Origin of the sequence: Streptomyces sp. NPDC007084, from assembly GCF_040703595.1 — a bacterium.
Classification (GTDB): domain Bacteria; phylum Actinomycetota; class Actinomycetes; order Streptomycetales; family Streptomycetaceae; genus Streptomyces.
Genome location: NZ_JBEYFY010000017.1, coordinates 125,771 through 138,672, shown reverse-complemented (window position 1 = coordinate 138,672; position 12,902 = coordinate 125,771). Strand labels below are relative to the sequence as shown.

The window sequence follows — 12,902 nt, the reverse complement described above, 5'->3', positions numbered from 1 at the left end:
CACCTTCCCCAGCGCCGCCCACCTGGCCTCCTACGCCGGCCTCGCCCCGGCCACCAGGCAGTCGGGAACCTCGATCCACGGCGAACACGCCCCCAAAGGCGGGAACCGGCAGCTCAAACGCGCGATGTTCCTCTCCGCGTTCGCAGCCCTCCACGACCCCGCCTCCCGCACCTACTACGACCGCTGCCGAGCCCGCGGCAAAACCCACACCCAGGCCCTCCTCCGACTCGCCCGCCACCGCATCAGCATGCTGTTCGCCATGCTCCGCGACGGCACCTTCTACGAACCCCGCGCCCCACGCCTCGCTTGACGAAAGACATAGAGGCACCCCCCGGATCAGGCCCGCTTCAAGCGGAGCGTCACCAGCTCGAACGGCCGCAGCGCCACCCGCAGTCGCTCCCCGTCACGCTCGGGCTCGGCCGCGTCGGCGAGGGGTCGCTCCAGCAGGTCCGTCACCGTGACCTCCTCGAACGCGAAGCCCACGGTCAGGGTGGCCCGGGACCGGCCGCCCCGGGACTCGTGGAAGCGCACGATCACGTCACCGCTCTCGTCGTCGGCCAGCTTGACCGCCGTCACCACCACGGCGTCCTGCCCGACCCCGACCAGCGGGACGACCTCCTGGGAGCCGGCCACCCGGCGCTCCGGCAGGTTGATGCGCCAGCCCTCGCGCACCGCGTCGCCGATCGCCGCGCCCGGAACCAGCGCGTGCCGGAAGCGGTGCACGCCCTGGTCGGTCTCGGGGTCGGGGAAGCGCGGGGCGCGCAGCAGCGAGACCCGGACGGTGGTCGTCGTGCCGGAGTCCTCGTCCCGGACGGTACGGGTGACGTCGTGGCCGTACGTCGAGTCGTTGACCAGGGCGACACCCCAGCCCGGTTCCTCGATGTGCACGAAGCGGTGGTTGCAGGCCTCGAACTTGGCCGCCTCCCACGAGGTGTTGGTGTGGGTGGGCCGGTAGAAGTGCCCGAACTGGGTCTCGGACGCGTACCGTTCGGCGTGCACGTCGAGCGGGAAGGCGAGCTTCAGGAACTTCTCGGTCTCGTGCCAGTCGACCTCGGTGTCGATGTCGAGCCGCTGCTCGCCGGGGGCCAGCGACAGCACCTGGGTGACCTTGGAGTCGCCGAAGGAGCGGACGATCCGTACCGAGACCCCGTCCTCGCCCGGTGCGACCTCGTCCACGTCGAGCAGGTCGGTGACGGTGTTCCGGTAGAACTCGTCCACGTCCCAGGCGTCCCACATGTTCGGGAAGTCCGGGTGGAGTTGGAGCAGGTTCGCCGCCCGTCCCGGCGCGACCGTCTCCCGGTCGGCGGACAGGTCGTACGCGGAGACGACGAGTCCCCGGCCGTCGATCTCGACGCGGAGCACGCCGTTGTCCAGGACAAAGCCGCCGTCGACGCGGGGCGCGAGAGCCGTCTCGCCGAGCACGGCCGCCGTCCGGGCGCCTCCGGCGGGCACCCCGTCGCGGGGGTGCGGCGCGGAGTTGAAGACCAGGGGAGCCGATCCCTCGCCCGCGAGGGCCCGCTGGGCGGCGTCGATGATCGCGTCCAGTTCGGCGGCGACGCGTTCGTAGGTGCGGCGCGCCTCGCGGTGCACCCAGGCGATGGACGAGCCGGGCAGGATGTCGTGGAACTGGTGCAGCAGGACCGTCTTCCAGATGCGGTCCAACTCCTCGTACGGGTAGGGGAATCCGGTGCGTACGGCGGCGGTCGCGGCCCAGAGTTCGGCCTCGCGCAGCAGGTGTTCGCTGCGCCGGTTGCCCTGCTTGGTCTTCGCCTGGCTGGTGAGGGTGGCGCGGTGCAGTTCCAGGTACAGTTCGCCGACCCACACGGGCGCGTCGGGGTATTCGGCCTCGGCCTTGCGGAAGAAGTCCTCCGGGGTCTCCCACACGACGGTCGCGGAGCCTTCGAGGTCGCGCAGGCGGGCGGCCTTGGCGATCATCTCGCGGGTGGTGCCGCCGCCTCCGTCACCCCAGCCGGTGGGGGCGAGGGAGTGCCGGGCTGCGCCCTTGTCCTTGAAGTTGCTCGCCGCGTGCGCGATCTCCCGCCCGTTCATCGAGCAGTTGTAGGTGTCGACGGGAGGGAAGTGGGTGAAGATCCGGGTGCCGTCGATGCCCTCCCAACGGAACGTGTGATGCGGGAACTTGTTCGTCTGGGACCAGGAGATCTTCTGGGTGAGCAGCCACTTGGAGCCGGCCGCCTTGATGATCTGCGGCAGCCCGGCGGCGAAGCCGAACGTGTCGGGCAGCCACGCCTCGTCGTTCTCGACACCGAACTCGTCCAGGAAGAACCGCTTGCCGTGCACGAACTGACGGGCCATCGCCTCCGAGCCGGGCATGTTGGTGTCGGACTCCACCCACATGCCGCCGGCCGGCACGAACCGGCCGTCGTCCACCGCCTTCTTCACCCGGGCCCACACCTCGGGCCGGTGCTCCTTGACCCAGGCCCACTGCTGGGCCTGCGACATGGCGAAGACGAAGTCGGGCTCGTCCTCGATGAGCGCGGTCATGTTGGAGGTCGTACGGGCCACCTTGCGGACCGTCTCGCGCAGCGGCCACAGCCAGGCGGAGTCGATGTGCGCGTGCCCGACGGCGCTGATCCGGTGGGCGGACGGCACGGCGGGCGCGGCCAGGACCTCCCGGAGCTGTGAACGGGCCGCCTCCGCCGTGCCGTTGACGTCCTGGAGGTCCACCGCGTCCAGGGCGCGTTCCACCGCGCGCAGGACGTCCCAGCGGCGCGGGGACTCCACCGGCAGCTCCGCCATCAGCTCGCCGAGGACCTCCAGGTCGATGACGAGGTTCCAGACCTCCTCGTCGAGGACGGCGAGGTCCATGCGGGTGAGCCGGTACTGCGGCTCGCTGCCGGCGGTCTCCTTGTCGCCGAGCCGGGTGGGCAGGAAGGGGTGGTAATCGAGGATCACCGGGTTGGAGGCGGCCTCGATCCGCAGCTCGACGTGCTCGCCGCCCGCGGCCGGCGCGGCGATCCGCACCCACTGGTTGCGCGGGTTGAGGCCCTTGACGGGGGAGCCGTCGGGCCGGTAGACGAGCCCCTCGCACTGGAAGCCGGGCATGTTCTCGTCGAAGCCGAGGTCGAGCAGGGCCTCGACGGTCCGTCCGGCCCAGGCCTCGGGGACGGTTCCGGTGACCGTGAACCAACTGGTGCCCCACGGAGCACCCCAGCGCGCGCCCACCTCGATCGGTTCCGTCGGCGCGGCGAGCCCCTCCTCGACCGGCACGGGTTCACCGGGCGCGTTCCACACCGCCACCTCCAGCGGGACGGACTCGGGGTACACGGCCGGACGGATCCGTTCGTCCAGGACGCGCTTGAGGCGGGACTCGACCAGGGTGCGGTCGTCATGCATGCGGTGCTCCGTGGGTGTGGGGTGCGGTTACCAGGTGTGCGTGATCGTCGCGGGTGGGGAGACGCTGAACAGTTCCCCCACCGAGCGCAGTTCGAACCGTGCGGCCGGTTCGCCCTGTTCGGGGACGAGCCCGGCGACGTGGAAGGCGCGCTGGCAGGTGCCGCCGAGGAAGCGGCGCGAGCCGTCGGGCAGGAGCCGGTACAGCTCGTAGTGGCGCACCGGTCCGGGGGCCGGCTGCCAGGCGAGGCGCAGCGCGCCGCCCTCGGCGTCGGTGACCCGCAGCCCGGTGGGCGCGTCCGGGGTGAGGGGGGCGTCCCGGACGGCGAGTCCGCCGAGCCGCCAGCGCACCGGGCCACCGGTCCCGGTCAGCCGGACGCCGAGGGCGCGGACGGTCCCCGTCAGCCCGGCGAGCGACACGGCCGAGGTCCGCCAGCCGCCGCCCGCCGGTACCGGGAAGCAGGTGTACGGGGGTGCGCCGCCGGCCGATTCCGGGTCGTCCGTGGCGACGGCCAGCTCCACGGATACGCCGCCCTCGTCCGTGCGGTGGGTCAGCTCGACCACGGTGTCCTCGCCCAGCGGGAGGCGGGTCGCGTACAGGTCCAGGGTGACCGGGGCGTCGAGGTCTCCCGCGACGAGGACGCTGCTGCCGCCGCGCCAGGCGTCCGCGAAGTCGAAGGTCACGGAGGGGCGTGCGCCGTCGGTGCGCGCCACCCAGCGGCGGGAGGGCAGCCGGTCCTGGAGACCGAGGTGGTTCCAGGGGGTGTCCGAGACGGCCTCGCCGTCCTCGTACCACTTCAGGCCGTGGCCGGTGTTGAAGACGGTCGCGAACGGCAGGGAGGTGACGGTGGAGCGGTCGGCGACGAACTGGGCGGGCGCCCGCCAGCGGGCGGCGGGGTCGGGGTGCGCGGGGTCGAGGGAGGCGCCGGTCCAGAAGGCGTCGTCGGCCGCGTGGAAGTCGCCGGGGGTGCGGCTCGCGGGCAGGTGGTTGCGGGTCCACTCGGGGCGGTAGTAGCCGACGGAGGTGACGTGGTCCTTCGTGGCCGGGGCGATGGCGTCCCAGTCGACGGAGGCGTTCGTGCCGTTCGCCTCGACGTCGACGCCCGCCCACAACTGGTACCGGCTGCGCCCGAGTTGACCGGCGGCTGTCCCGGAGGAAGCCAGTGAGGCGGAGGACCAGCGGAAGTCGAGGAACATCGAGTCCGCCGCCTGGAAGAACGCCGCGTTCCGGTCGTTCAGCGCGCCCTGCCAGGCGACCGAGCCGTTCACGGTCATCGCGTCGTACCAGGTGACCCGCTGCCCCCTGGCCGCGCCGAGCGACCTCAACTCCCCGAGAAAGCCCCGCATGTCGGTGGCGAGGGCGGTGTCGCCGCCGCCGGTCTCGGCGTTGACGAACCAGCCGTCGAAGCCGTACGCCTCGGCGACGGCGACGAGTTGGGCGGCGAGCGGGTAGTGCCCGTCGGTGTCCTGCTGGACGAGGTCGCGGGTCCACCGCAACTGGCCGCCGTACGCGGCGGGCGGCAGGAACACGTTGCCGAGGACCGGTACGCCGTGCCGGTGCGCCGCGTCCACGACCGGCGCGTTCGGCGCGAGGATCAGCCCCTCCCCCGACGAGCCGCCCCAGAAGACGAGTTCGTCGAGGTAGGCCCAGTGGGTCAGGGCGTAGTAGTCGGCGGTGGGCGCGCCCTGCGACGGGTTCTGGGCGGTGGGGCCGAAGGAGACGAGGGACTGGACGCGGGCCTGTCCCGAGCGGGCGGTGGTGTTGGCGGGGACCGGGGTGAAGCGGCCGGCGAGCGGCACGGCGGCGGCGTTGAAGGCGAGGTCGGGGTCGGTCTCGGCGCGCCAGGACTTCAGGCTGCGCCAGGTGATGCCGGTGCCGGGCGTGCCCGAGGGCAGCGAGTCGGGGTACCAGTAGGAGGCGCACGGCTGGAGGTCACGGGCCGCGGCCGCCGCCGTACCGGACAGGCCGGGGACGAGTCCGGCGGCGGCACCCGCTCCGGCGAGCAGGACGGCGCGTCTGCTGAGGTTCACGTGGTGCTCCGTATCGTGTGGGGAACGCATTACGGTGCTCGGCTCAGGCGAAGGCCTGAGCCGGTGTGACGACCTCGGTGATCCCGCGCGCGACCAGGTGTCCGGGGTCGGCGGCGCGGCTCGCGAGGACGGTGGTGGGGCGGGCTCCGTCGGCGGTGAGCCGGGCGAAGGCCTCGAAGACGGGGCCGCCCGGCGCGCAGACGGAACGGCCCGGCGCGGTGTCGACGACCAGTGCGGTGGTGCGGGCGGCCGGGGCGGCCGGCCCGGACTCCTTGACGATGCGGGCGATGGTGTCCCCGGCGGGTTTCGTTTGCCGGTCGCTGGTCAACAGGCCAAGTCCGTATTCGAGTTCGGGGAAGTCGGCGAGGTCGCGGCTGACGTCGTGGGAGCACCACCAGGTCACGCCCCACAGGTCCGGGCAGTCGAGGGCGTTCGTCACGGTGGCCTCGGTGAAGGCGGCGGCGTGTTCGGCGGGGATGAACGGGGCGGGGGCGCCGACCTCTTGCAGCCAGACCGGGCGGTGCGGGTCGTCGGACCAGGCCTTGGACAGCTCGATCAGATAGGCGGCGTGGTGCTCGGTGGCGACGCCGGTCCTGCCGTGGCGCTGGGCGGTGCCGTTGAAGACCCAGGAGTGGACGGCGGTCATCGCGCCGAGCCGGGCCGAGTGGCCGGGGTTGAACGGCTGGTCGTCCTGGTACCAGGCGGCGTCGTACGAGGCGTGCAGGTGCGGCTTGCCGGGGGCGCCCTCCTCGCAGGCGGCGAGCAGGTGCCGCAGCCAGGCCTCGGCCTGGGCCTCGGTGACGCGGTCGGGGTCGGGGTGCGGTCCGGCGGCGAACTGGTTGATCTCGTTGCCGATGGTCATCCCGATGAAGTTGGGCCGGTCGGCGAGGGCGGCGGCGAGGGTCCGCAGGTAGGCGGCCTCCCCCGCGACGACGTCCGGGTCGGTGAAGATGTTCCGCCGGTGCCAGGTCTGCGTCCAGGCCGGCAGGAAGTCGAAGCTGGACAGATGCCCTTGCAGTCCGTCCACGTTGACGTCGAGTCCGCGCTCGCCGGCCGCGTCGGCGAGCGCGACGAGCTGCTCGACGGCGCGTGGCCGGATCAGGGTCCGGTTGGGCTGGAAGTAGGGCCACAGCGGGAAGACCCGGATGTGGTCGAGACCGAGCGCGGCGATGGAGTCGAGGTCGGCGCGGACGGCGTCCAGGTCGAAGTCGAGCCAGTGGTGGAACCACCCTTGGCTGGGGGTGTAGTTGACGCCGAAGCGCGCGGCAGGGGGCATGCGGGGGTCCTTGCGAATCGGGACGGCGGGGCGAGAGGAGGGGCGGGCCGTGGAGGCTGGAGTACGGAGTGCGGGACTGCGGGGTCCGGGGCTACGGGGCTGCGGGTGCGGAGGCGGGGATTGCGGCGGGGTGCGAGGCGGTCAGCCCTTGACCGCTCCCTCGCCGACTCCCCGGAAGAAGTACCGCTGGAGGCAGGCGAACAGGGCGATGAGGGGCGCCACGGCGATGACCGTGCCGGCGGCGACGAGCCGTTCGTCGTTGGCGAAGGTGCCGTGCAGATAGTTGAGTCCGATGGTGAGGGTGAACTTCGACGGATCGCTGAGCACGATGAGCGGCCACAGGAAGTCGTCCCAGGCGCCCATGAAAGCGAAGATCGCGACGACGGCGAGCGTCCCCTTGACCGAGGGCAGCGCGATCCGCAGGAACCGCTGCCACACGTTGGCGCCGTCCACGAAGGCCGCTTCCTCGATCTCGTAGGGGAGGTTGAGGAAGGCGTTGCGCATCAGCAGGACGTTCATGGCGCCGACGCAGCCGGGCAGGACCACGCCGATGAGCGTGTTGTTCAGGCCGAGTTCCCGCATGGTCGTGAACTGGGCGATGATGATGCCCTCGACGGGCACCAGCATGGCCAGGATGAAGACCAGGGTGGCCACCCGCCGGCCCCGGTAGCGGAGCCGGGCCAGGGCGTATCCCGCGAGCGCCGAGCCGACGCAGTTGGTGACGACGTTGGCTCCCGCCACCTTCAGCGAGTTGAGGGCGTACTCCCACACCGGGATGGTGTCGGCGACGCGCTGGTAGTTGTGCAGCGTCGGGTCGCCGGGCAGGAACCGGGGCGGTGAGCTGAAGATGTCCTCGGTCGGCCCCTTGAGCGAGGTGGAGAGCTGCCACAGGAACGGGCCGACGGTCAGGGCGAGCACGGTCAGCAACAGCAGGTAGCGCAGGGCGAGTTCCCAGGCCGGGACGCGTCGTCCGTGCTCGTCGGTGACCCAGTGCCGGCGTGGCCGGTCCGCCGTGGCGGGCTGCCGGGCGGCGGGCGTCTTCTCCTGCACGCTCACGCTTCTTCCTTCCGCGCTCACGCGTCTTCCTTCCGCGCTCACGCGTCCTCCTTCCGGTCGGCGCGCAGCACGAGCAGCATGAGCGCGACGGTGACGACGAAGACGACCACCGAGATCGCGGACGCGTAGCCGACACGGCCGGTGAGTCCGGTGCCGGTGCGCTGGACCAGCATGACGAGGGTGGTGTCCTCGCCGGCCGGTCCGCCGTCGGGACCGGCCATCAGGTACACCTCGGAGAACACCTTGAAGGCGGCGACCGAGGAGAGCGCGCCGACCAGGACCATGGTGGAGCGGACGGCGGGCACGGTGACGGTGAGGAAGCGGCGTACGGCGCCCGCGCCGTCGACCGCCGCGGCCTCGTGCAGTTCGCGGGGCACGTTGGCCAGCGCCGCCAGATAAATGATCATGTAGTAGCCGAGGCCCTTCCAGACCGTGACGGCCATGGCGCTGCACAGGAGCAGCCACTGGTCGCTCAGGAACCCGACCCTGCCGACACCGACCGCCTCCAGCACGGCGTTCACCAGCCCGCGCTCGTCCAGGAGCCACACCCAGATGAGTCCGACCACGACGATCGACGCGACGACCGGGGTGTAGAAGGCCGACCGGAAGAACGCGATGCCGGGGATGTTCTTCTGGACGAGGAGGGCGAGCAGCAGCGGCAGCAGGACGAGCGCGGGGACGACCCCGAGGACGTACAGCGTGCTGTTGCGCAGCCCGGTCCAGAACATCTCGTCGTGCAGCAGCTCCCGGAAGTTGGCCAGGCCCACGAACTCGCCGGGGATCAGGGTGCGGCGGTCGGTGAAGGAGTTGACCACCGTCGAGACGAACGGATAGAGGATGAAGACGCCGACGACGACCAGCCCGGGGGCCGCGAACAGCCAGGGGCTGGTGGCCAGTTGGCGCCGAACCCGGGTGCCGGGCCGGCTCGGACCGGGAGCCGCCGGACGGGAGCCGGTCCGCGGCTCCCGCGACCGACCGCGAGGGTCCCGGGACAGGCCGCGGGACTCGCGCGACAGACCGCCGGGCTCGCGCGCGGTGCTGGAGGAACTCGCCATGACCGCTCAGCCCTGCTGCCGCAGCAGCGTGTCACAGGCCTTGACAGCGTTGTCGAGCGCCGACTTGGGGCTCTCCTTGCCCTGCAGGGCCTTGGCGATCTCGTTGCGCAGGGCGGTCTTCATCTGCTCGCTGAACAGGACCGGCGTGTAATTCACCGCGTTCTTCAGGGACTTGGCGGCGGCGACCCGGACGCGGGTCTCGTCGGTGCCGTCCTCCTCGGTGAAGTACGGGTCGTCCAGGGACCCCGCGGTGCTCGGGAAGATCGCGACCTTCTTGGCGAAGGACATCTGGTTCTGGGCGTCGGTGACGAAGTGCGCGAAGGCGACCGCGGCCGGGGTGCGCTTGGTGCGCGCGTTGACCATCACGCCCATCACGTACATGTTCACCTTGCCGGTGCTGGTGATCTGGTCCGTGATGCCGATGTTCTTGTAGAGGTTCGGGGCCTGCTTCTTGAAGTTGCCGAGGTCCAGTGCGCTGCCGGGGTTCATCGCGACGGCGCCGGTGAGGAACTTCTTGCCGGACGACTCGGGAGTGGCGGTCAGCGCCTGCGGGTCGAGCGCTTTCGCGTCGTACAACTCCTTGTACTTGGTGAGGAGTTGTACGCCCTTGGCGTCGTTGAAGGAGAACGCGGTGCCCTGTTTGTTCATCAGCTCGACGCCGTAGCGGCCGAAGTCCTCGATGGTGGGCACGTTGGCGAGGGTGGCGACCTTGCCGTGGCTCTTGTCCGCGAGCCGGAGGGCGTCCGCGAAGAGTTCGTCGTACGTCGTCGGCGGCTCGCCGGCGTCGAGGCCGGCCTTGGTGAAGAGCGACTTGTTGTAGAACAGCGGCCCGGTGTTGAGGTACCAGGGGAAGGCGTACGTGCCGGTCATGCCGGGGATCTGGTGTCCCGCCCAGGCGCCGGGCAGGTACTCCTTCTTGTAGCGGGCGGCGGACTTGTCGAGGTCGAGGGCGAGTCCGGCCTTGGCGAGCGGGGCGACGAGGTCCGGGGAGACGTTCACGACGTCGGGCAGGGTGCCGCCGGCGGCGTCCGCGCTGATCTTGTCGGCGTAGCCCTCGGCGGGCTGGTCGATCCACTTCACATGGGTGCCGGGGTACTTCTTCTCGAAGTCGGCGATGACGCCCTCGAAGTACGGCTTGAAGTTGGCCCTCAGGTTCCAGGTCTGGAAGGTGATGTCGCCCTCGACCTTGCCGGAGGCGTCCGTGGAGCCACCGCCGCCGGAACCGGAGCCGCAGGCGCTCAGCGGCAGGACGAGGGCGACGGCGGCGGCGACAAGTGCTCTGCGGGGTATGGGCACGGTGACACGGCTCCCTTGCGGCGTCTGCGGGTGGTGGCGCCAGCGACCATGCCCGGCGGCGCGGAGCGAAGTCAATGGATTAGCGCCAACTAAAGAAATGCGTAAAGCATTAGCGCAGGTCAGAGCGCTTCCGTCGGCCCCTTGCGAGGAATCACTAATGCGCTTTAGGGTGAGGTCACTCAAGCGCTTTAGTACATGACCGGGAGAAAAGGGGAGCCCCGTGCCAGCCAGACGGTCTCCGGCGCGCCGGCCGACGATGAAGGACATCGCGCGGCGCGCCGGGGTCTCCGAGAGCGCGGTGTCCTTCGCGCTGAACGACCGGCCCGGCGTCTCCGAGGTCACCCGCGACCGGGTGCGCCGGGTGGCCAAGCAGCTCGGCTGGCGGCCGAGCACGGCGGCCCGCCAGCTCTCCGGCGAGGGCGCGGCCACCGTGGGCCTGGTGGTGGCGCGGCCCGCCGACGCGCTGGGCGTCGACTCGTTCTTCCTCCAGCTCGTCTCGGGCATCCAGGAGGTGCTGGCGGAGCGTCATCTCGGTCTGCTCTTCCAGGTGGTCGAGGACGTGGACGCCGAGTGCGCGGTCTACCGGCGCTGGTGGGCCGAGCACCGCGTGGACGGGGTGCTCGTGGTGGACCCGCGCGTCGCCGATCCCCGCCCCGGCCTGCTCGACGAACTCGGACTGCCCGCCGTGATCATCGGCGGGGCACCGGAGGATCTGCACCCGGGCCTGTCCACGGTGTGGGCGGACGACGCGGGCGCGATGGCGGCCCTGGTCGACGCGCTGTACGCGCTCGGCCACCGCAGGATCGTGCACATCGCGGGCCTGCCGGGACTCGCCCACACCGAGCGGCGCATCCGCACGCTGCGGGCCGAGGCGGAGCGGCGCGGCCTCGCCGAGGTCCGCTCGGTGACCACCGACTACTCGGACGCGGAGGGCGCGGCCGCCACCCGGCGCCTGCTGGAGGGCGCCGAGCCGCCGAGCGCGCTGGTCTACGACAACGACGTGATGGCCCTCGCCGGTGTCGCCGCCGCGACGGAGCTGGGCTTCCCGGTCCCGGGCGGGGTGTCGGTGGTCGCCTGGGAGGACTCCGCGCTGTGCCGGATGGTCAGGCCCTGGCTGTCCGCGCTGTCCCGGGACACCGTCCAGTTCGGGCGCACGGCGGCCCAGGAACTGACGGCGCTGCTGGACGGCGGCCCGGCCCGGACGGTCCGGGTCCCGGTCCCCCGGCTGATCGAGCGGGAGAGCACGGGGCCCTGTAACCCCACCCCGTGAAGCCCGGCGGGCCCAGCGGGGGTCCGGCGGGGCCGCGCCATATCCGCGCGTGAACGGCTCTCGACATCCGCGCGTGAACGGCTCTCGACGCGGCGGTCCCGGGCGGGCAGAGTGCACCCCGTACGCGTACTACTCGCCAGTACGCCATGGGACACGGAACGAGGAGCGCCTGTGACCACCTGGGTAGGCCGGACCGCCACCGAGATCGCCGCGGCCGTCCGCGAACAGCGGGTCACCCCCCGCGAGGTGGTGGCCGAACACCTCGCGCGGATCGAACGCCTCGACGGCCGGGTCGGCGCCTTCCGTACGGTGCGCGCCGAGGCCGCGCTCGCCGAGGCGGACGAGGTGCTCACGCGGGACCTCGGGCACCTTCCCCTCGCGGGGGTTCCGGTGGCGGTCAAGGACAACCTCGCGGTGCGCGGCGAGTCGAAGCGCGACGGTTCGGCCGCGACCCCGGACGCCCCCGAGGACGAGGACCACGTGACGGTGGCCCGGCTGCGGGCCGCCGGTGCCGTGGTGGTGGGGCTGACGAACGTGCCCGAGCTGTGCGTGTTCGGCACCACGGACGGGGTGTACGGCATCGCCCGGAACCCCTGGGACCTGTCCCGCTCGGCGGGCGGTTCGTCCGGCGGAAGCGCGGCGGCGGTGGCCGCCGGGATGGCGCCGGTCGCGCTCGGCAACGACGGGATGGGCTCCCTGCGCATCCCCGCCGCGAACTGCGGACTGGTCGCCCTGAAGCCGGGCCACGGGGTGATCCCGGCCGGGATCGGCCACGGCGACTGGTTCGGCATGTCGGAGAACGGTCCGCTGGCCACGACGGTCGAGGACGCCCGGCTGATGTTCTCCGTCCTCTCGGGCACCGGGCCGGCGGCGCCGCCCGAGGAGCCCGTGACTCGTACCGTCGCCGTCTCGACGCGCAGCCCGCTGGCCGGTGTCCGGGTCTCCCGGCCGTATACGACCGCCGCGCGGCAGGCGGCGGCCCTGCTGGCCGAGGCGGGCCACCGGGTGCGCCGCGCGAACCCGCCGTACCCGGTGTGGCTGAGCACGACCTCGCTCGCGCACTGGACTGCGGGCACGGCGGTGGACGCCGAGGATCTCGACCCGCGCGCGCTGTCCCGCCGCACCCGGGTGCACGCGGCCGTCGGACGCCGCTTCGTGACCGGGGTCCGTACGGGAGCGCGCCGGGAGGAACTGCGTGCGCGGCTGGCGCCGTTCTTCACGGAGCACGACGTGCTGCTCACCCCGGCCCTGGCCCGGCGGAGCCCCGCCGCGGTGGCGTGGCACGAGCGGGGCTGGCTGCGCAACATCCTGGCCAACACCACCTATTCGCCGATGACTCCGCCGTGGAACCTCACCGGCTGGCCCGCGATGGCGGTCCCGTTCGGAACCCTCCCGGGCGGCGCCCCCTGCGCCGTACAGCTCGTCGGCCGCCCCGGCTCCGAGGCGGCCCTGCTGGACGTCGCGGCCCAGCTAGAGGTCCTCAACCCGTGGCGACGCACCGCCCGGCTCGACTGACTCGGCGGGGCCGATCGGCCCCGCCCCATCAGCTCGGCCGGTCCGGCGGGCT

9 protein-coding genes are annotated in these 12,902 nt (G+C 72.1%); 3 read left to right on the top strand and 6 right to left on the bottom strand.

Going from position 1 to position 12,902, the window contains the following annotated elements:
• Window positions 1-310, top strand: a 310-nt coding sequence (locus AB0912_RS17105; RefSeq protein WP_366700340.1) for a transposase, incomplete at its 5' end; no start/stop codon positions are given.
• 26 nt (window positions 311-336) lie between these two features.
• Here AB0912_RS17105 and AB0912_RS17100 read toward each other — a convergent pair.
• The 6 genes from AB0912_RS17100 to AB0912_RS17075 form a co-directional block, all read right to left on the bottom strand.
• Window positions 337-3,354 carry a glycoside hydrolase family 38 C-terminal domain-containing protein gene (locus AB0912_RS17100; protein ID WP_366700338.1) on the bottom strand — a complete coding sequence of 1,006 codons (3,018 nt, stop codon included), beginning with the start codon at window positions 3,352-3,354 and terminating at the stop codon, window positions 337-339.
• Between the two features lie 27 nt (window positions 3,355-3,381).
• Entirely contained in the window at window positions 3,382-5,382 is a 2,001-nt protein-coding gene (locus AB0912_RS17095; protein ID WP_366700336.1) for an endo-beta-N-acetylglucosaminidase, read from the bottom strand.
• A 43-nt stretch (window positions 5,383-5,425) separates the two neighbouring features.
• Entirely contained in the window at window positions 5,426-6,658 is a 1,233-nt protein-coding gene (locus tag AB0912_RS17090) for a glycosyl hydrolase (protein WP_366700334.1), read from the bottom strand.
• A 141-nt stretch (window positions 6,659-6,799) separates the two neighbouring features.
• On the bottom strand, window positions 6,800-7,714 hold the full coding sequence (locus tag AB0912_RS17085; protein WP_366700332.1) for a carbohydrate ABC transporter permease: 915 nt from the start codon (window positions 7,712-7,714) through the stop codon (window positions 6,800-6,802).
• Between the two features lie 38 nt (window positions 7,715-7,752).
• A complete protein-coding gene (locus AB0912_RS17080; protein WP_366700330.1) occupies window positions 7,753-8,769 on the bottom strand; it encodes a sugar ABC transporter permease in 1,017 nt (338 codons plus the stop codon).
• Between the two features lie 6 nt (window positions 8,770-8,775).
• The gene (locus tag AB0912_RS17075) at window positions 8,776-10,065 is read right to left on the bottom strand and encodes a sugar ABC transporter substrate-binding protein (RefSeq protein WP_366700328.1); all 1,290 of its coding nucleotides are present in this window, start codon (window positions 10,063-10,065) and stop codon (window positions 8,776-8,778) included.
• A gap of 220 nt (window positions 10,066-10,285) precedes the next feature.
• Here AB0912_RS17075 and AB0912_RS17070 point away from each other — a divergent pair, with 220 nt between their 5' ends.
• Entirely contained in the window at window positions 10,286-11,335 is a 1,050-nt protein-coding gene (locus AB0912_RS17070; protein WP_366700326.1) for a LacI family DNA-binding transcriptional regulator, read from the top strand.
• Window positions 11,336-11,506: 171 nt separating this feature from the next.
• Entirely contained in the window at window positions 11,507-12,850 is a 1,344-nt protein-coding gene (locus AB0912_RS17065) for an amidase family protein (protein ID WP_366700324.1), read from the top strand.
• The last annotated feature ends 52 nt before the right edge of the window (window positions 12,851-12,902 follow it).